General features: G+C 71.8%; 17 protein-coding genes. 4 read left to right on the top strand and 13 right to left on the bottom strand.

Going from position 1 to position 19,253, the window contains the following annotated elements:
• The first annotated feature begins 294 nt into the window (after positions 1-294).
• Entirely contained in the window at positions 295-3,402 is a 3,108-nt protein-coding gene (locus J2N69_RS20865) for an NACHT domain-containing protein (RefSeq protein ID WP_230902136.1), read from the top strand.
• A 104-nt stretch (positions 3,403-3,506) separates the two neighbouring features.
• On the opposite strand, the gene J2N69_RS20860 is transcribed toward J2N69_RS20865, so the two are convergent.
• Positions 3,507-6,035: an ATP-dependent Clp protease ATP-binding subunit gene (locus J2N69_RS20860; RefSeq protein WP_127910868.1), complete on the bottom strand. Its 2,529-nt coding sequence runs from the start codon at positions 6,033-6,035 to the stop codon at positions 3,507-3,509.
• A 440-nt stretch (positions 6,036-6,475) separates the two neighbouring features.
• Between J2N69_RS20860 and J2N69_RS20855 the strand changes: the two genes are divergently transcribed.
• Complete coding sequence (locus J2N69_RS20855) at positions 6,476-7,066, top strand: SCO3374 family protein (protein WP_230902135.1); 591 nt, start codon at positions 6,476-6,478, stop codon at positions 7,064-7,066.
• Here J2N69_RS20855 and J2N69_RS20850 read toward each other — a convergent pair.
• The 10 genes from J2N69_RS20850 to J2N69_RS20805 form a co-directional block, all read right to left on the bottom strand.
• Positions 7,045-7,383, bottom strand: coding sequence for a histone-like nucleoid-structuring protein Lsr2 (locus J2N69_RS20850; protein ID WP_127910866.1), 339 nt, complete (start codon positions 7,381-7,383; stop codon positions 7,045-7,047). The two genes, J2N69_RS20855 and J2N69_RS20850, sit on opposite strands and share 22 nt — an antisense overlap.
• A 227-nt stretch (positions 7,384-7,610) precedes the next feature.
• Positions 7,611-8,153, bottom strand: coding sequence for an amino-acid N-acetyltransferase (locus J2N69_RS20845; RefSeq protein ID WP_127910865.1), 543 nt, complete (start codon positions 8,151-8,153; stop codon positions 7,611-7,613).
• Between the two features lie 9 nt (positions 8,154-8,162).
• Positions 8,163-8,561 carry a BlaI/MecI/CopY family transcriptional regulator gene (locus tag J2N69_RS20840; RefSeq protein ID WP_175613621.1) on the bottom strand — a complete coding sequence of 133 codons (399 nt, stop codon included), beginning with the start codon at positions 8,559-8,561 and terminating at the stop codon, positions 8,163-8,165.
• Between the two features lie 226 nt (positions 8,562-8,787).
• The gene (locus J2N69_RS20835) at positions 8,788-8,964 is read right to left on the bottom strand and encodes a hypothetical protein (RefSeq protein ID WP_167515888.1); all 177 of its coding nucleotides are present in this window, start codon (positions 8,962-8,964) and stop codon (positions 8,788-8,790) included.
• Between the two features lie 14 nt (positions 8,965-8,978).
• Positions 8,979-9,623: a hypothetical protein gene (locus J2N69_RS20830; RefSeq protein ID WP_230904797.1), complete on the bottom strand. Its 645-nt coding sequence runs from the start codon at positions 9,621-9,623 to the stop codon at positions 8,979-8,981.
• 522 nt (positions 9,624-10,145) lie between these two features.
• Positions 10,146-10,952, bottom strand: a complete 807-nt coding sequence (locus tag J2N69_RS20825) for a type III pantothenate kinase (RefSeq protein ID WP_230902134.1) — start codon at positions 10,950-10,952, stop codon at positions 10,146-10,148.
• Positions 10,952-11,941, bottom strand: a complete 990-nt coding sequence (gene nadC / locus J2N69_RS20820; RefSeq protein ID WP_408056760.1) for a carboxylating nicotinate-nucleotide diphosphorylase — start codon at positions 11,939-11,941, stop codon at positions 10,952-10,954. Before nadC ends, J2N69_RS20825 begins: the two co-directional genes overlap by 1 nt.
• A 2-nt stretch (positions 11,942-11,943) precedes the next feature.
• A complete protein-coding gene (locus J2N69_RS20815; protein ID WP_230902132.1) occupies positions 11,944-13,662 on the bottom strand; it encodes an L-aspartate oxidase in 1,719 nt (572 codons plus the stop codon).
• Positions 13,659-14,663, bottom strand: coding sequence for a pantoate--beta-alanine ligase (panC, locus tag J2N69_RS20810; RefSeq protein ID WP_230902131.1), 1,005 nt, complete (start codon positions 14,661-14,663; stop codon positions 13,659-13,661). The genes J2N69_RS20815 and panC overlap by 4 nt, the downstream gene beginning before the upstream one ends.
• Positions 14,660-15,610, bottom strand: a complete 951-nt coding sequence (locus J2N69_RS20805) for a Rossmann-like and DUF2520 domain-containing protein (RefSeq protein ID WP_230902130.1) — start codon at positions 15,608-15,610, stop codon at positions 14,660-14,662. Before J2N69_RS20805 ends, panC begins: the two co-directional genes overlap by 4 nt.
• Before the next feature lie 146 nt (positions 15,611-15,756).
• Between J2N69_RS20805 and J2N69_RS20800 the strand changes: the two genes are divergently transcribed.
• A complete protein-coding gene (locus tag J2N69_RS20800) occupies positions 15,757-16,938 on the top strand; it encodes a threonine aldolase family protein (protein ID WP_230902129.1) in 1,182 nt (393 codons plus the stop codon).
• On the opposite strand, the gene J2N69_RS20795 is transcribed toward J2N69_RS20800, so the two are convergent.
• On the bottom strand, positions 16,895-17,140 hold the full coding sequence (locus J2N69_RS20795; protein WP_230902128.1) for a hypothetical protein: 246 nt from the start codon (positions 17,138-17,140) through the stop codon (positions 16,895-16,897). The two genes, J2N69_RS20800 and J2N69_RS20795, sit on opposite strands and share 44 nt — an antisense overlap.
• A 215-nt stretch (positions 17,141-17,355) precedes the next feature.
• On the opposite strand from J2N69_RS20795, the gene J2N69_RS20790 reads away from it, so the two are divergent.
• Positions 17,356-18,462, top strand: a complete 1,107-nt coding sequence (locus tag J2N69_RS20790) for a DUF5937 family protein (protein ID WP_127912592.1) — start codon at positions 17,356-17,358, stop codon at positions 18,460-18,462.
• A gap of 68 nt (positions 18,463-18,530) precedes the next feature.
• Here the strand turns inward: J2N69_RS20790 and J2N69_RS20785 are convergent, their stop codons facing one another.
• Positions 18,531-19,202, bottom strand: coding sequence for a response regulator transcription factor (locus tag J2N69_RS20785; RefSeq protein ID WP_127912593.1), 672 nt, complete (start codon positions 19,200-19,202; stop codon positions 18,531-18,533).
• Positions 19,203-19,253 lie beyond the last annotated feature (51 nt).

The raw sequence follows: 19,253 nt of genomic DNA, 5'->3' as shown, positions 1-19,253 counted from the left end.
CCTCTTGACACCATCAAATCCGGACAATTCACCTGATCGTCGATCATGTGATTCTCGGCCACCGGAGAGGTTTAAACGCACGTAGGACGGGCCCTCCGCCCGTATCCGCGCCCGGCCCCCGCCCGGAGCCGGGCGACGCGGCAAAGGTCCCGGCGGTTGCGGGCCGAAGGTCCCGCGTCCCGGCCCGCCCGATCCCACTATTCCGCCTAGTACCGCGCAAAACCCCTGTGCGGCATGTCACCGGACGGCAAGATCCACCCCGCCGCGGATGTGACGCCGACTACGCTCACGCCCATGGAACCCGCGGTCATCGGCACCCGCCTGGCATCGAGCGTCATCGGCCCGCTGATCAAGAAACTGTTCGTCCCGGCGGGGCCGGGGGCGGGCCTCGTGGAGCGGCCCGTGCGGCTCTCCGCGCTCGTCGCCTTCCGGGGGGAGAAGCGCACCCTGACCGAGCCGGACGTGCGCCGCCTCGCCCAGCGGCTCGTGGACCGGTCCCTGGCCTCTCCCGGTGAGGCCCCCTTCCCGCCGGACGAGGCCATCGCGGTCACCGACGCCCTGACCCGCGTGCTCCTCGCGCTCGGCGACCTCGACATGGACGACGTCCAGGCCGTCCGCCTCGGCCACCGCAAGCTGGCCCGCGCGCTCACGCACAGCGCCTCGGCGACCGGTGCCCCGCTCACCGCGGAACTGTCCGCGGACGCCGCCTCCTATCTCGCCTCCGTCACCGAATGGGCCTGCCTGCACGTCCTGCACTTCTTCACGCAGCGCTCCACGTTCGTGGCGGCGACACTGGTCGCGCAGAGCCGCGGCCAGGACGAGCTGATCGCCAAGGTCGACGAACTGATCGCCCGCCACTCCCGCCCGGAAGCGCTGGACACCGCCTTCGAACGCCGCTACCTCGCGTACGTGGCGAAGAAGCACGGCAAGCTGACGATCTTCGGGATCGACCTGACGGACACCCCGGGCAAGTGGCCGCTGGACGCGGCCTACATGTCGCTGGAGGCGACGGCCCCGGGGCGTGTGACGACGGCCCGCTTCCTGTCCGGCGCGGAGTACCACGCGGAGGAGGTGGAGCTCGTCGACCACACCGCCCCGCTCCCCGCCGACCAGGCCCTCGCCGCGCACGACCGCGTCCTGCTGCGCGGCGAGGCCGGCTCCGGCAAGACGACCCTCGTGCAGTGGCTCGCGGTGAGCGCCGCCCGCCAGGAGCTGACCGAGGGCCCTCTCACGTACCTCTTCGACCGCGTCCCCTACGTCCTGCCCCTGCGCGACCTCACCCGCCACGGCGAGCGGCTGCCCGCCCCCGCCGACTTCCTCACCGCCGTCGGCTGCCCACTCGCCGGCACGCAGCCGTCGGGCTGGGAGGCGCGCGTCCTGGCGGCGGGCCGCGCCCTGGTCCTGGTCGACGGCATCGACGAGATCCCGGACGCCGAACGCGCCCGCACGCGCGCGTGGCTCACCGATCTCATCGACGCCTATCCCGGCAACCACTGGCTGGTCACCTCGCGCCCCTCGGCGGTCCGCGCCGACTGGCTCGCCGAGGAGGGCTTCACGGAACTGACGCTCTCCCCGATGAACGACAAGGAGGTGACCGCCTTCATCGAACGCTGGCACGCGGCGGCGGCCACCGGCAACGCCGAGGAGGACGCGGCCCTCACGGCGTACGAGCGTCAGCTCCTGGCGGCGGTGAAGTCGAAGCCGGACCTCGGCCTGTTGGCCACCAACCCGCTGATGTGCGGCCTGATCTGCGCCCTGCACCGGGACCGCAGGGGCTTCCTGCCGCTCGGCCGCAAGGACCTCTACACCGCCGCCCTCTCCATGCTCCTGCTCCGCAGGGACCGGGAACGCCACATGGCCGTCCCCGACCTGCGCGAGGAGCCACAGCTCCAGCTCCTCCAACGCCTCGCGTACTGGCTGATCCGCAACGGCCGTACGGTGATGGACCGTTCACGCGCGGAGTCGATCATCGCCGACGCCCTGCCGGCCGTCCCGGAGCTGGCCGCGCTCGGCGACGCCAAGGCCGTCTACACCCACTTCCTGCACCGCAGCGGTTTGCTGCGCGAACCGGGCCCCGGCACCGTCGACTTCGTCCACCGCACCTTCCAGGACTTCCTGGGCGCCCGCGCGGCCGTCGAGGAGGGCGACTTCGGCGTACTCGCCCGCCACGCGACGGACGACCAGTGGGAGGACGTCATCCGCATGGCGGTGGCCCAGGCGAGACCGCGGGAACGGGCCGAGCTGCTGCGGGAGTTGCTCTCGTACGGCGACCAGCACCCCGATGCCCGCGCCCGTAAGCGCATCCACCTCCTGGCGGCCGCCTGCCTCGAACACGCGGTGGAACTGGCTCCGGAGGTGCGGGCGGAGGTGGAGCGGCGCACCGCCCAGCTGATTCCGCCGCAGAGCCGCCGCGAGGCGCGCGAGCTGGGTGCGGTCGGCCCGATGGTGCTCGACCTGCTGCCGGGTCCGGACGGCCTCGACGACGAGGACGCCCGGGACGTGGCGATCGCCCTGACGCACATCCGCTCGGACACCGCGATCCCCCACCTCGCGCGCTTCGCCCGCCATCCGGCCCTCGCCGTACGCAGCCAGCTCATGTGGGGATGGGGCCGCTTCGAACGCCGGGCCTACGCGGAACAGGTCATCGCGCGGCTGGACGACGGCACGACCCACTTCTCCATCCGCGACGACGAGCAGGTGGCGGAGCTGGAGCGCCTGGGACTGCGCCCCAGGCACCTGGACATCCGCGAGACGGTCTCCCCCGAGGCAGCGTCCCGCCTGCTGGCCGCCGCACCCCCCACGTACCTCTCGCTCGGCCTCTCCCCCGCCCGCCTCACCGACGAGGCACTCATGGCCGTGCGCGGCATGACGGAGCTGCGGCTGTGGAACATCCGCGAGCCCTACACGCTTGCCCCGCTGCCCGCGGGGGCCCCGCTGCGCACTCTCGGCGTCCTCGACCCCGACCGGCACCTGGGCGACCTGCGCCACGTGGACCGGTGGCCGTGCCTGGCGGGCCTGATGATCGCCCACGAGAGCGCGGCGCTCGACGGACTGCCGTGGGACACCTTCACGCGGCTGCCCCGCCTCACGATGATGACGCTCCCCTCCGGCTGTCTGGCCGAGGCGCCACCCGGCGTCCGCCTGCCCGGCGTCACGGAGCTGACCCTCAACATCGAGAGCGGCTGGGAGGCCGCACAGCCCCGGCTCGGCGAACTCTTCCCCGGTGTGCGGCGCCTTCGCCTCGCCGTGCTCCCCGACCGGGAACCGATCGACATCACCCCGCTGCCCGCACTCCTGCCCGACCTGGCCCTGGTGAGCCTCCCGGCCGTCCAGGCGTTCGGTTACGAGACCTTCCCCGTACACATCAAGGTCGATGCGTACGCCCTGCTCGCCGACGACTGAGCCGCCGCGTGCCTGCACGCACACATGCGTGCGGGCACGCGGAAGGGGCTGCCCCGGAACCGTACGAAACGGTCCGGGGCAGCCCCTTCGAACGTGCCCTGCGGTTACGCGTCCTTGCTCAGGTTCGGGCCCGCGCCGCCACCGGCGGCCGACTCGATCGGCGGCACGTCGGGCAGCGCCGCCTTCTCCTCGCCGCGGAAGGTGAAGGTCTTGGTCTCGCCCTCGCCCTCGGTGTCGACGACCACGATGTGGCCGGGACGCAGCTCGCCGAAGAGGATCTTCTCGGAGAGGGTGTCCTCGACCTCGCGCTGGATCGTGCGCCGCAGCGGACGCGCGCCGAGCACCGGGTCGTAGCCCTTCTTCGCGAGCAGTTCCTTCGCGGACTGGGAGAGCTCCAGGCCCATGTCCCGGTCCTTGAGGCGCTCGTCCACCTTGGTGATCATCAGGTCGACGATCTGGAGGATGTCGTCCTGGCTGAGCTGCGGGAAGACGACGACGTCGTCCACGCGGTTCAGGAACTCCGGGCGGAAGTGCTGCTTCAGCTCGTCGCTGACCTTGTTCTTCATCCGCTCGTAGTTGGACTTCGTGTCGCCCTGGGCCGCGAAGCCCAGGTTGAAGCCCTTGGAGATGTCACGCGTTCCAAGGTTGGTCGTCATGATGATGACCGTGTTCTTGAAGTCCACGACGCGGCCCTGGGAGTCGGTCAGACGACCGTCCTCCAGGATCTGCAGGAGCGAGTTGAAGATGTCCGGGTGGGCCTTCTCGACCTCGTCGAAGAGGACGACCGAGAACGGCTTGCGGCGGACCTTCTCGGTCAGCTGACCGCCCTCTTCGTACCCCACGTAGCCGGGGGGCGAACCGAAGAGACGCGAGACCGTGTGCTTCTCGCTGAACTCCGACATGTCGAGGGAGATCAGCGCGTCCTCGTCACCGAAGAGGAACTCGGCGAGCGCCTTGGACAGCTCGGTCTTACCGACACCGGACGGACCGGCGAAGATGAACGAGCCACCCGGACGCTTCGGGTCCTTCAGCCCCGCACGCGTGCGCCGGATCGCCTTCGAGAGCGCCTTGACGGCGTCCTTCTGGCCGATGACGCGCTTGTGGAGCTCGTCCTCCATGCGCAGCAGGCGGGAGGACTCCTCCTCCGTGAGCTTGAACACCGGGATGCCGGTGGCCGTGGCCAGGACCTCGGCGATCAGCTCGCCGTCGACCTCGGCGACGACGTCCATGTCGCCGGCCTTCCACTCCTTCTCGCGCTTGGCCTTCGCGGCGAGCAGCTGCTTCTCCTTGTCGCGGAGAGAGGCCGCCTTCTCGAAGTCCTGGGAGTCGATGGCCGACTCCTTGTCGCGACGGACGCCCGCGATCTTCTCGTCGAACTCGCGGAGGTCCGGCGGCGCGGTCATCCGGCGGATGCGCATCCGGGAACCGGCCTCGTCGATCAGGTCGATCGCCTTGTCCGGCAGGAAGCGGTCCGAGATGTACCGGTCGGCCAGGGTCGCGGCCTGGACCAGCGCCTCGTCGGTGATCGAGACGCGGTGGTGCGCCTCGTACCGGTCGCGCAGGCCCTTGAGGATCTCGATCGTGTGCGGCAGCGACGGCTCCGCGACCTGGATGGGCTGGAAGCGGCGCTCCAGCGCGGCGTCCTTCTCCAGGTGCTTGCGGTACTCGTCGAGCGTGGTGGCACCGATGGTCTGCAGCTCACCGCGGGCCAGCATCGGCTTCAGGATCGAAGCGGCGTCGATGGCGCCCTCGGCGGCACCCGCACCGACCAGCGTGTGCAGCTCGTCGATGAACAGGATGATGTCGCCGCGGGTGCGGATCTCCTTGAGGACCTTCTTCAGGCGCTCCTCGAAGTCACCGCGGTAGCGGGAACCGGCGACCAGCGCGCCGAGGTCGAGGGTGTAGAGGTGCTTGTCCTTGAGGGTCTCGGGCACCTCGCCCTTGACGATGGCCTGCGCGAGGCCCTCGACGACGGCGGTCTTGCCGACGCCGGGCTCACCGATCAGGACCGGGTTGTTCTTCGTACGGCGGGACAGGACCTGCATGACCCGCTCGATCTCCTTCTCGCGCCCGATGACCGGGTCGAGCTTGGACTCACGAGCGGCCTGGGTCAGATTCCGGCCGAACTGGTCGAGCACCAGGGACGTGGAGGGCGTGCCCTCGGCAGGACCGCCGGCGGTGGCGGTCTCCTTGCCCTGGTAACCGGAGAGCAGCTGGATGACCTGCTGACGCACCCGGTTGAGATCGGCGCCCAGCTTGACCAGGACCTGGGCGGCGACGCCCTCGCCCTCGCGGATCAGGCCGAGCAGGATGTGCTCCGTGCCGATGTAGTTGTGGCCCAGCTGAAGGGCCTCGCGGAGCGACAGCTCCAGGACCTTCTTGGCACGGGGGGTGAAGGGGATGTGCCCGGACGGGGCCTGCTGGCCCTGCCCGATGATCTCCTCCACCTGCTGGCGGACCGCCTCGAGCGAAATCCCGAGGCTCTCCAGGGCCTTAGCGGCGACACCCTCGCCCTCGTGGATCAAGCCCAGGAGGATGTGCTCGGTGCCGATGTAGTTGTGGTTGAGCATCCGGGCTTCTTCCTGAGCCAGGACGACAACCCGCCGCGCGCGGTCGGTGAACCTCTCGAACATCGTTAATCGCTCCTCAGAGCGGTCAGGCAGTAAGGGGTCGGTCCCCTCCCTGTCCTTCCGCAGCTTAGTCCCGCAAGCGGGGACCGCTCATTCCAACTGCCGACACCCGGCCCTCCTCTCGGAGGAACTCCTGACCCCGAACGCCGACAACTGCCTCAACCCGATGGTGCGAGACGATGTTCCCGCAGGCCAGGCAGTTACCCCCACCACCACTACGCCGATGGCGAACGTGAGACGCCCGGAACCGCGTGTCGCCCCTCCCCACTAGGGATGTCTTACCCGTAACGACTGACAGTCCATGCGGCGCGCACCGGTTCCCTCCGCTACGGGCGAACACTCTTGCACCCCCGAACACTCCCGTACGCCCCCTTTTCGGACACGGTTCGCATCTGGCGTGAGACCCTGCGTAACCAGCGGAGCCCCCGGGCTGTTGCTGGGACATGGCCCCCACAGTTCCTCAGCCCCGGACCCCGGTCGAGCAGAGCGACCCGGTGCGGCAGTGGTACGAGAACGAACTCGGCTGGGCGATCGTGCCCGGCCCCGGCCCGGTGCGTCTGGTGACGGGGCTGCGCTTCGACGTCCTGGAGCTGCCCGCGGAGGCGGGCTTCGCGACGCTGCGCCACCTCGGGCCGAAGGCTCCGGTGGCGCTGCGCGGGGAAACGATGCACCTCTTGGTGGGCGCGGGAAGCGCGGACGAGCTGCCGGGGCTGCTCGACTGGCTGGAGTGGGGGGACATCCCCCTCGACCTCACCGCCATCGGGGCGGGCGGGCACGTCGACGCGCCCACGCCTCCGGGGTGGTCCGGCTCGCGGGAGGCCGCCGTGTGGCTGCGGCCCCCGGAGCCCGGGTGCGAGGTGGAGCCGACGCTGCCGACGCTGGTGTCCCTGCCCGCGGTGGGGGGTGGCGGGACCGCGCACCACAGCGACCCCGCCGTGGGCTCCGGTCTCGTACGACTGGTGGACACGGCGGCGACGCAGTGCCACCGGGTCCGGTTGCGACGACGCAACCGTCAGCCGTTGGCCTTCTCGTAGGCCTCACGAATCGACGCGGGAACACGGCCGCGGTCATTGACCTCGAAACCGTTCTCCTTCGCCCAGGCGCGGATCGCGGCGGTGTCCTGACTGCCGCTCGTCGACGCCGAACGCGCCTTGCCGCGGCCGCCCGAACTCCGGCCGCCGGTACGCCGACCGGCCTTGACGAAGTCCTCCAGGGCGCCACGGAGCTTGTCCGCGTTGGCCGTGGTGAGGTCGATCTCGTAGGACTTGCCGTCCAACGCAAACGTCACGGTCTCGTCTGCCTCGCCGCCGTCGAGGTCATCGACAAGAAGGACCTGAACCTTCTGTGCCACCGGATTTCCTTTCATCGATAACTTCGAGGCCGGCCCGCACGGCGTACGCCGCCGATTCACCGGCCCCTGTTATATGCAGTACTGCAGTACGTCGGAAAGCAAACCGCTTTTGCCGGGAAAACACAAACCCCTGGGAGAGACCGGGGGCCCCTAGAAGCCTGGAAACATGCGCGTTTCGGACATAGGCGACCGGGGCAGGTGGTCGGATCGGAATACCACAGAGGCGATCACAGATGCAGAAGCATCCGACTGTTGCCCAAGGTGTTCGGTTTCACTCGTTCGAGGCCGAGGAACTCGGCGACGCCCTCGTCATAGGAACGCAGGAGCTCGCTGTAGACATCTCCGTCGACCGGAGTCTCGCCGATCTCCACGAAGCCGTGCTTCGCGAAGAAGTCGACTTCGAAGGTGAGACAGAAAACCTTCCGGACGCCGAGCCAGCGGGCGGTCTGCAGCAACTTCCCGAGCAGTTGGTGCCCCACCCCCGCCCCCTTGACCTCCGGATTCACCGCGAGAGTGCGTACTTCCGCGAGGTCTTCCCACATCACGTGCAGGGCCCCGCAGCCGAGCAACTCGGCGTTGTCGTCCCGTTCCGCGACCCAGAACTCCTGGATGTCCTCGTAAAGCGTCACCGTCGCTTTGTCCAGGAGGATGCGCTCACGGACGTACGAGTCGAGGAGCCGGCGCACGGCCGGCACATCGGAGGTTCGCGCCCTGCGGACCGAGACCGCTTTTGCGCTGAGTTCGCTGAGTTCGGGACCCTCTGCTGCCATGAGCGGACGCTATCGCTCTGTGCCCGGCTCCGCGGAGCCGGGGTTCTCCGGGCCTTGGACGATACGCATGGCATCGCTCAGCGCTTCGCGCTGTTCCGCCGACATCATCCCGAAGAAGGCGACGAGAGCGGCGGCGGGGTTGTCGCTCCGTGACCAGGCTTCGTTCATCAGTGCGGCTGCGTAGGCGGCGCGAGTGGAGACCGCCTCATATCGATAGGCGCGGCCTTCCGCTTCGCGGCGCACCCAGCCCTTCTGATGGAGATTGTCCAAAACGGTCATCACGGTCGTGTAGGCGATGGAGCGTTCCTGCTGAAGGTCTTCCAGGACTTCTCGAACGGTCACGGGGCGGTTCCACTTCCACACCCGTGTCATGACGGCGTCTTCGAGTTCTCCCAATGGACGAGGCACAGCAGAACAATAGTGGGAGACGTCACTATTGGCGTGATGTGCGTGATGTGGGAGGGACGTGGCGTAGGTGGTGCGCGTGGTCAGGTGGTGCAAGCCTGATTGAACGCGACAAAAAGGGCGTACGACTCGTAAGAGGTGAGTCGTACGCCCTGATGTGCAGGGGTGCGTCGGGGGGGGCTATAGGTGTGACCTGCGGCTCCGGTGCCGCTCGGGGGCAGCAGGCGGGTCAGGCGCCGCCCGCCTTGGGGGACTGCTGGAGGGCCTCGGCCCGGATCGCGGCGTCCGCCGCCGCGTCCTCCTTGGCCTTGTTGGCACCGCCCTGGGTCTTCACGATCGTCACGATGAGACCACTGAAGAACACGGCCATCACTACGGGGGGCACGAGCGCGGAAACGTAGTCCATGCCCCCCAGCGTAGCTAGCCCGCGGCGAGCTGGTGCGAGGGGCCCGCGGGGGTGGGGGAAGGAGCGGGGGTGGGGGCGGGATCGGGTGTCGCCGGGGGCGTGGGGGGCGTGGGCGGTTCCGTGGAGGGTGCCGGGCGGCGCCTCGGGGGGAAGACCTCGGCCGGGGTGGGGACCGGGCGGGCCGGGTCCTGCGGCGGGTCCTGGCCGACGGCGCCGCGGCCGCCCGGGAGGGAGCGCAGGGGGGTGCGGGACGCGGGCACGGTGGGGCGTTCCTGGGCGCGGAGGGAGCGGCCTGCCAGGCGGGCGCGGACGGACCGCTCGGCGAGCGTCCGGCAGCGGTCGAGCAGGGCGGCGGCGAGCGTGTTGCCGCGCAGGGCGCGCAGGGCGGCGAGGTCGTCGGGGCCCGGCTGGTAACCGGCGCCGAGCACGTCGTCCAGGAGGGCGAGATAGCCGGCCGCGGTGCCGGGCAGCGCGGCCCGGTAGCGGGACAGGTCGGCCACGAGGAAGGCGCGGAGCCTCGCGCTCTCCCGCATGGCCTCGTCCACCGATTCGGCGAGGCGGAGACAGTCCTGGACGTCCTCGTCGGGGACAGGGCTGGGGTTCAGGGCGAGGGCCAGGGCGCGACGGAGCACACGCAGCTCCTCCGCGCTGAAGGCCATGCCGCCGCGAGATCCGTATGGCGTGGGCATGAGCTGACGATACGTGCCAAACGGACAAAATCGGCTTAACGCCAATGTGTGGCGCGGCGGGGTGGGGGGCTACGGCTGGTGGTCGCCTGGGGTTCGGCTGTGGGGCGGGGCCGCGGGGGTATGTCCGTGCTCGCCATCTTGGCCTTGAACCCCGGGTGCTCATCGGCTGAGGACACACCACCACTGTGCTCCGCGCGCACATACCCCCAGCGTCCCCTCCGGTGCGCTCGCGACTGCGGCCGTCGTCGCCCATGTCCCTGCGGGTGAGCGAGCGGCTGCGGGTCGTCGCTGCCTGCCCTACGACCCTCACCGCGCCGCCGGGTATGTGGGCGACCCGCCCCTACCTGGACCTCTCGCCGCCGAGTGACGGCCACCCCGCCCGCTCCTACCCGGACAACTCACTGCCGCGTAACGGGCGGGTGGGTGGGAGACGTCCGGCGCGGAGCGGCGGGGTAGGGGATACCGCCGGGTGTGCGGCCGCCGGGCGCAGGGTCAGGGGCGGGAGACGTTGCGTTCGTAGACCAGGCGGAGGCCGATCAGTGTCAGCCACGGCTCGTGTTCGTCGATGACCGACGCCTCGCCGAGCACCATCGGGGCCAAGCCGCCCGTCGCGATCACCGTCACGTCGTCGGGGTCGCCGCCCGCGCCCACCAGTTCGCGCGCCATGCGGTTCACGACGCCGTCGACCTGGCCCGCGAAGCCGTACAGGATGCCGGCCTGCATGGCCTCCACGGTGTTCTTGCCGATGACGCTCCGCGGGCGGGCCAGCTCGATCTTGCGGAGCTGCGCGCCTCGTACGCCCAGAGCCTCCACGGAGATCTCGATGCCGGGGGCGATGACGCCACCCGCGTACTCCCCGCGCGCGGAGACGGCGTCGAAGGTGGTGGCGGTGCCGAAGTCGACGACGATCGCCGGGCCGCCGTACAGCTCCACCGCCGCGACCGCGTTGATGATGCGGTCGGCGCCGACCTCCTTGGGGTTGTCCATCAGGATCGGGACGCCGGTCTTGATGCCGGGTTCGACGAGGACGGCGGGGACGTCTCCGTAGTAGCGGCGGGTGACCTCGCGCAGCTCGTGCAGGACGGAGGGGACCGTCGAGCAGATCGCGATGCCGTCGATGCCGTCGCCCAGCTCCTCGCCGAGCAGCGGGTGCATGCCCATCAGGCCGTTGAGCAGCACGGCGAGTTCGTCGGCCGTGCGGCGGGCGTCGGTGGAGATGCGCCAGTGCTCGACGATCTCCTCGCCGTCGAAGAGGCCGAGGACGGTGTGGGTGTTCCCTACGTCGATCGTCAGCAGCATCAGTCGCGCACCGCTTCCCGCAGGTCCAGGCCGATGTCGAGGATCGGGGAGGAGTGGGTCAGGGCGCCGACCGCCAGGTAGTCGACGCCCGTGATGGCGTACGCGCGGGCGTTCTCCAGGGTGAGGCGGCCCGAGGACTCCAGGAACGCGCGGCCGGCCACGAGGGCGACGGCCTCCTCGGTCTCGCCCGGCGTGAAGTTGTCCAGGAGGATCAGGTCGGCGCCCGCGTCGACGACCTCGCGGAGCTGGTGGAGCGTGTCGACCTCGACCTCGATCGGTACCTCCGGGAACTGCTCGCGCACGGCCTTGAAGGCCTCCGCGACGCCGCCCGCGGCCACCACGTGGTTGTCCTTGACCAGGGCCGCGTCGGAGAGCGACATGCGGTGGTTGACGCCGCCGCCCATGCGTACGGCGTACTTCTCCAGGGCGCGGTAGCCGGGCGTCGTCTTGCGGGTGTCGCGGACCTTCGCCCTGGTGCCGTCCAGCACGTCCGCCCACGCGCGCGTGGCCGTCGCGATGCCGGAGAGGCGGCACAGGAGGTTCAGGGCGCTGCGCTCGGCGGTGAGCAGGTCGCGGGTGCGGGTGGTGACGCTGAGCAGCACGTCGCCCGCCTCGACGCGGTCGCCGTCCTCGACGTGCCGCTCGACCTCGAACTCCTCTTCGCACACCACGGAGACCACGGCTTCGGCCACGCGCAGGCCCGCGACCGTGCCCGCCTCGCGCGCGACGAAGTCGGCGGTGGCGACGGCGTCCTCGGGGATGGTGGCGACCGTGGTGACGTCCACGCCGCCCGCCAGATCCTCCTCGATGGCCATGTGCGCGATGTCCTCGACCTGGAGGGGATCGAGGCCCGCCTCGGCCAGGAGGCGGGCCAGAGCGGGGTCGAGACCGCACTCCAGGGGGTCGAAGGCGTCGTCCCCGCCGCAGCCGCAGGCGTCGCCGCAGCCGCCGCCGGACGGGGCGAGGGGAAGGTCTTCGGGGGTGCTCACGGTCACTGCTCCTGGGGACTGGGAGGGGTCGTCGGAGGGAAGTCGGGGCTCTCGGTGGTGTGTGCCGCCAGTGTCCTGTCCGGGTTGAGGCGTACGACGAGGTGGCGTCGCCAGGCCTCGTCGTCGCGGTCGGCGTGGTCCTCGCGCCAGTGGCAGCCGCGGGTCTCCTCGCGGCGCTGGGCGGCGGCCACCAGGACGCGGGCGACGCACAGGAGGTTGGTGGTCTCCCAGGTGTCGACGCCGGGCTCGGCCGTCTTGCCGTGCTCGGCGAGCGCGCCCGCGGCTTCGGCGTGGATGCGGGCGAGGGCGGCCGCCGCCTCGGCGAGGGACTCGGCGGAGCGGAGGACTCCGGCGCCCTCGGTCATCACGCGCTGGATGGCGAAGCGTGCCTCGGACGGCAGCAGGGGGTGCGAAGGGATCTCCGGATGCGCGACGGGGTGCGGCACGCGCGCGTGGAGGGTGTTCCGCGCGTGCTGGGCCGTGATGTCTGCGGCGATGCGCTCGGCGTAGACCAGGCCTTCGAGGAGGGAGTTGGAGGCCAGGCGGTTGGCGCCGTGCACGCCGGTGCAGGCCACCTCTCCGCAGGCGTACAGGCCGGGGACGGTGGTGCGGCCGTACGAGTCGGTGCGGACGCCTCCGGAGGCGTAGTGCGCGGCCGGGGCGACGGGGATGGGCTCGGTGACCGGGTCGATGCCGTGGGCGCGGCAGGCGGCCAGGATCGTCGGGAAGCGGTTCTCCCACATGTGCGCGCCGAAGTGCCGGGCGTCGAGGTACATGTGATCGGTGCCCCGCTCCTGCATGCGGCGCGTGATGCCCTTGGCGACGATGTCGCGGGGCGCCAGCTCGGCCAGCTCGTGCTGGCCGACCATGAAGCGCACGCCGTCGGCGTCCACCAGATGCGCGCCCTCGCCCCGCACCGCCTCGGAGACCAGCGGCTGCTGGCCCTCGGCGTCGGCGCCGAGGAAGAGCACGGTGGGGTGGAACTGCACGAACTCGAGGTCGGAGACCTCGGCGCCCGCGCGCAGGGCGAGCGCGACGCCGTCGCCCGTGGACACGGACGGGTTGGTGGTCGCGGAGAAGACCTGGCCCATGCCGCCGGTGGCGAGGACCACCGCGGGGGCGTGGACGGCCCCCACGCCGTCGTGCTGGCCCTCTCCCATGACGTGCAGGGAGACACCGGCGGTGCGGCCCTCGGCGTCGGTGAGGAGGTCGAGGACCAGGGCGTTCTCCACGGTCGGGATGTCACGCGCGCGTACCGCCTCGACGAGGGCGCGGGAGACCTCCGCGCCGGTCGCGTCGCCGCCCGCGTGGACGATGCGGCGGCGGTGGTGGCCACCCTCGCGGGTCAGCTCGATGGCGCCCTCGGCCCCGGTGTCGAAGTGGGCGCCGGTCTCGATGAGGCGGCGCACGGCGCCGGGACCCTCGGTGACGAGGGTGCGCACGGCCTCCTCGTCGCAGAGGCCCACGCCCGCCACGAGGGTGTCGTCCAGGTGCTGTCCGGGGGAGTCGCCCTCGCCGAGCGCCGCGGCGATGCCGCCCTGCGCCCAGCGGGTGGAGCCGTCGTCCAGGCGGGCCTTGGTCACCACGACCGTCCGCAGACCGGCGGCGGAGCAGCGCAGGGCCGCGGTCAGTCCGGCCACTCCGGAGCCGACGACCACGACATCGGCGTCCAGGGACCAGCCGGGCGCGGGGGCGTGCAGCCGTATTCCGGTGGCACTCATATGGCGGCTCCGAAGGTGAGCGGGATGTTGTCGATCAGCCGTGTCGAGCCGACCTTGGCGGCCACGGCGAGGACGGCTTCGCCGGTGTGGCCGGGGCGGACCTCGGTGAAGTCGGCGGGGTCCACCAGCGCCACGTAGTCCAGCTCCAGCGGGGGCCGCAGGCGCGCGGCCTCGTCGAGGACCTGCCGGGCCGCGGCGAGGACGGCGGCGGGCCCGACGGGCGTCGAGGGCGCCGCGGACTGCGCCACGGCGTGGGCGTCGGCCGCGGCACGGGACTCGCCGATCGCGCTGAGGGCTTCGGCACGCGCACGTGTGGCGGGTGCGCTGGCGGCACGCGCGCGGAGCGCCTCCTGCGCGGCATGCCGGTCGCGGCCCGCGAAGAGGGCCCGGGAGAGGGCGAGGGCGGTGCGCCGCTCGTCCGGCGCGAGGTAGCGGTTGCGGCTGGAGAGGGCCAGGCCGTCGTCCTCGCGGACGGTGGGGACGCCGACGATCTCCACGGGGAAGTCGAGGTCGCGGACCATGCGGCGGATCAGCGCGAGCTGCTGGGCGTCCTTCTGGCCGAACAGCGCCACGTCCGGCCCGGTGAGGTGCAGCAGCTTGGCGACGACGGTGAGCATGCCGTCGAAGTGCCCGGGGCGGGTCGCGCCTTCGAGGACCGTGCCCATGGGGCCCGCGCTGACGCGGACCTGGGGCTCGCCGCCCCGGTAGACCTCGTCCACGGCGGGGGCGAAGACGGCGTCCGCGCCCGCCTGCTCGGCGATCTTGACGTCGGCGTCGAGGGTGCGGGGGTAGCGGTCGAGATCCTCGCCCGCCCCGAACTGGAGGGGGTTCACGAAGACCGTGACGACGACCTCGCCGTCGGGGCCCGCGATGCGGCGGGCGGCGCGGATCAGCGAGGCGTGTCCGTCGTGCAGGGCGCCCATGGTCATGACGACGGCTCGGCGGCCTGCACGCGTGCGGGTGCGCAGGGCCTCGGCGGTGTGCAGGAGGGTGGTGGTCATCGGGTGCCTCCCTCGGTGCCGCTGACGCCGCCGCCGGCGCCGCCCGCGCCGTTGGCCAGGACGCCGAGGAGGTCCTCGGCCAGCTCCGGCTTCAGCAGACCGTGGGCGAGGGCGCGGTCGGCGGTGGCGCGGGCCATCGCGAGGTAGCCGGCGACGGTCTGCGGGGCGTGCTTGCGCAACTCGGCGACGTGCGCGGCGACCGTGCCCGCGTCGCCGCGCGCGACGGGGCCGGTGAGCGCCGCGTCGCCCGAGCGCAGGGCGTTGTCCAGGGCGGCGCCGAGCAGCGGGCCGAGCATGCGGTCGGGGGCCGTCACGCCCGCGTCGCGCAGCAGGTCCATGGACTCGGCGACCAGGGTGACCAGGTGGTTCGCGCCGAGGGCGAGCGCCGCGTGGTAGAGCGGGCGGTTCTCCTCGGCGATCCACTCGGGCTCGCCGCCCATCTCGATGACCAGGGCCTCGGCGGCGAGCCGCAGCTCCTCGGGCGCGGTCACGCCGAACGAGCACCCGGCCAGGCGCTGCACGTCCACAGGGGTGCCGGTGAACGTCATGGCGGGGTGCAGCGCCAGCGGCAGGGCGCCGGCGCGCAGGGCGGGCTCCAGGACCTTGGTGCCGTACCGCCCGGAGGTGTGCACGAGGAGCTGTCCCGGGCGCACCGCGCCGGTCTCCGCGAGGCCTTCGACCAGGCCCGGCAGGGCGTCGTCGGGCACGGTCAGGAGCACCAGGTCGGCGCGTTCGAGGACCTCGGCCACGGGGACGAGGGGGACGTCGGGCAGCATGAGGGCGGCCCGGCGCACGGAGGTGTCGGACACCCCCGAGGCGGCCACCGGGCGGTGCCCGGCGAGCTGGAGCGACGCGGCGAGCGCGGGGCCGACGCGGCCCGCTCCCACGACTCCCACCGTGAGCCTCGCGGGGCGCTCCCGCGGGTCCGGCTGTTGCGATGCGTTCACGCGATGACGCCTTCCGTTCCAGTCCGCTCGGGGTACCGGACGATTTCTCGTCATGCTAACGCGATTGTCCTGCGCCGCGTCTTCCGCTGTCCACAGGCTGTGGCTATTCATATGACCGGTGGCGGTGGGCGGGTCATCCTCGGGGGATGACTGTCAACGACGCGGAACGGCCCCACCCCGACGACCAGCCGGTGGACGGAGAGCCCGACAGCCGAGCCAGGCGCGTGGCGGCGGCCCGCGGCGCCGCCCGCACCCTGCACCGCTCCCCTCTCCACGTGCCCCTCGCCGAACGCTTCTCGGCGCTGGCGGCGGCCGCCCCCCAGGTCGTCGGCGCGGACGACGCCACAGACATCTACGGAGACGGTGTCGTCGCCGTACTGGAGGAGGAGGTCGCCCGGCTGCTCGGCAAGGAGGCGGCCGTCTTCTTCCCGACCGGCACGATGGCCCAGCAGGTCGCCCTGCGCTGCTGGGCGGGCCGCACCGGGAACGCCACCGTGGCGCTGCACCCCAAGGCGCACCCGGAGGTCCACGAGGCGGGCGCCCTCTCCGCCGTCAGCGGGCTGCGCACGGTGCACCCGACGGACGAGCCGCGCCTGCCCACGGCCGACGAAGTGCGGGAGCTGCCCGAACCCTTCGGGACGCTGATGCTCGAACTGCCGCTCCGGGACGCCGGTTTCGTCCTGCCGACCTGGGAGGAGCTCGAAGCGGTGGTGGAGGCGGCGCGCGAACGGGACGCCGTCGTGCATGTCGACGGGGCCCGGCTATGGGAGTGCACGCCGCACTTCGGCCGCTCCCTCCCGGAGATCGCGGGCCTGGCGGACACCGTGTACGTGTCGTTCTACAAGTCCCTCGAAGGACTGAGCGGCGCCGCGCTGGCCGGGCCGCGCACGCTCGTCGAGGAGGCCGGGGTGTGGCGCCATCGGTACGGAGGAAAGCTGTTCCAGCAGTTCCCGGCCGCCGTCTCCGCCCTGCTGGGCCTCAAGCACGTCCTGCCGCGCCTGCCTGCTTACGTCGCCCACGCGCGCGTGGTCGCCGAGGCGCTGCGCGAAGGGTTCACGGCCGCCGGGGTTCCTTGGTCGCGCGTACACCCGGAGCGGCCGCACACGCACCAGTTCCAGGTGTGGCTGCCGTACGCGCCGGACGTGCTGGACGAGGCCTCCCTCGGGCAGGCCGAGGAGACGGGGACCCTGCTGTTCGGCCGCTGGTTCGCGGACGGGCCGCCCGGCCTCTCGGTCACGGAGATCACCGTGACCGAGGAGGGCCTTAACTGGACGGCGGGCGACGTCAGGGAAGCGGTCGCGGAGTTCGTGCGACGGCTCCCCCGCTGAGGCGCCCGCCGCGGGCGAACCGGGCCAGGGCGGCGCGGAGCCTGCCGCGGGCGGGGCGTTCCGCCACGACGGCGCGGAAGCGGCCGTACTCGCGCACCTCGCGGACGGCCTGCCAGTCGTCGCGGCCGGGGGCGGGTGGCGTCGGTGCGCTGTGCTGGGCGGCGCGGTAGGTGTCGAGCAAGTACTGCTGGGTGACGCTCATGACGTCTCACCTCTCGGGATGAATGTTACTTATCGGGCATCACGCGGCCGGGAGACCCCAGGTGCCGTGCGACAGCGGAAGGGAGGGGCCCGGAGACCTCGGCGGCTCCGGTGATGACCACAGACTGCTCCCGCCGGCCCGCCGCCGTCGCGTCGATTGACGGCGCTCGTCAATCGACGGCCGCGCTGTCAGTGACGCGGTGCACCATGGGGGTCATGAGCGTGAGCATCGACATCAGCGGCCTGTCGCAGGAGCGAATCCATGTCGTGCCCTCGCCCCTGGCCGAGCTGGGCATGGCGCTGCACGCGCTGTCGGAGCCGGGCCACCACCCGGGGCTCCAGGGCTGGGCGACGGCCGTCTCGGCGCGCCTGGAGCCGTGCCTGGCGGACCGTCTGTGCGAGGCCGACTTCCTGTGGCGCTCGACGTTCTCGGACGTGTTCGCGCCGTTCGCCGGCATCCCGGGACTGAGGGCGCTGCCGGGGGCCACGCTCGCCGAGGAACTCGACCAGCTGGACGAGCTGACGGACGAGCAGTTCGTCGACGCCGCCCTGGAGTTCACCTGCCAGTCGACGTACTCGGACCCGGACCGCAACCTCCTGGCCGATCCCGCCGTGCAGCAGCGCGCGCTGGACCTGGCCGCCGCGCGCGGCCCCCACCAGGTGCGCTTCACCAAACACCTGCTGGACGACCCGCCGGCCGTCCGCGCCTGGCTCCGCGGGCTCCTGGAGGACTGCGACGAGGCGTTCTTCGCCGACACCTGGGCCCGGCTGAGCCACCAACTGGCCGCCGACGCCCGGCACAAGACGGAGCTGCTGCGGCGCAAGGGCCTCGCGGAGGCCCTGAAGGCGATCTCAGGGGCGGTCTCCCTGGACGAGGACGCCCGGCTCATCACCGTCGACAAGATCAGCCAAGGACGGACGGCCACCGGCTCGGGCGGCCTGGTGCTCGTGCCGACGAGTCTCGGCTGGCCGCACCTCATGGTGCTGCACCGCAAGGGCTGGCAGGCCTCGATCACCTACCCGACCAGCAGCTCCGGGCTCACCGCCCCGCCGACCGTGGAGCAGCTGACCCGCCGCATGTCGGCGCTCGCCCACCCGGTGCGGATGCGGCTCTGCCGGCACCTCGCGCGCGGGTCGTACACCACCGGCGAGCTGGCGGACGCGCACGGCATGACCGCCCCCGAGATATCCCGGCACCTCACCGTCCTGAAGAAGGCGGGCCTGGTCAGCACGCGCCGTCGCGGACGGTATGTCCAGCATCAGCTGGACATCAGCGTGGTGTCCCGCCTCGGCAGCGACTTCATCGAGGGCGTGCTGCGTTAGCCGCCGCGTCCGCGCGGCGGCTGCCGGGAGGCGTGCGGCGCGGACGCCGGAAGACATGCACGGCGGCGCTAGTTGGCGCCCCCGGCCCGCACCAGTCCCGTCTCGTACGCGAGGACCACGACCTGCACCCGGTCCCGCAGGCCCAGCTTGGTCAGGATGCGGCCGACGTGGGTCTTCACGGTGGCCTCCGAGAGCACGAGCCGGGCCGCGATCTCGCCGTTCGACAGGCCCTGCGCGACGAGCACCATCACCTCGCGCTCACGGCTCGTGAGGCGCTCCAGCTCCTGATGCTGCGGCGGCCCGCCCGCGTTCGGCAGCATCGGCGCGAAGCGGTCGAGCAGGCGCCGCGTGGTGGACGGCGCGACCACCGCGTCACCGCTGTGCACGGCGCGGATCGCGGCCAGCAGCTCTCCCGGGGGCACGTCCTTGAGCATGAACCCGGAGGCGCCCGCCTTCAGCCCGGAGAAGGCGTACTCGTCGAGGTCGAAGGTGGTCAGGATCAGCACCTTCGGCGGGTTCGCGTCCTGGCAGATGCGCCGGGTCGCCTCGACGCCGTCCAGTTTCGGCATGCGTACGTCCATCAGCACGACGTCCACCTTGGTCGAGCGCAGCACCTGAAGGGCCTCGACACCGTCCCCCGCCTCCGCGACGACCTCCATGTCCGGCTGCGCGGCGAGCACCATCCGGAAGCCGGTGCGCAGCAGCGCCTGGTCGTCGACGAGCATCACTCGGATCGACATCTGGGAGTCCCTTCGGGGGTCAATACGGGAGTACAGCACCGGTGACAGGTG

Origin of the sequence: Streptomyces huasconensis (assembly GCF_021028635.1) — a bacterium.
In the GTDB taxonomy this organism is placed as follows: Bacteria; Actinomycetota; Actinomycetes; order Streptomycetales; family Streptomycetaceae; genus Streptomyces; species Streptomyces huasconensis.
This window is presented reverse-complemented; position numbering and strand designations above follow the sequence as displayed.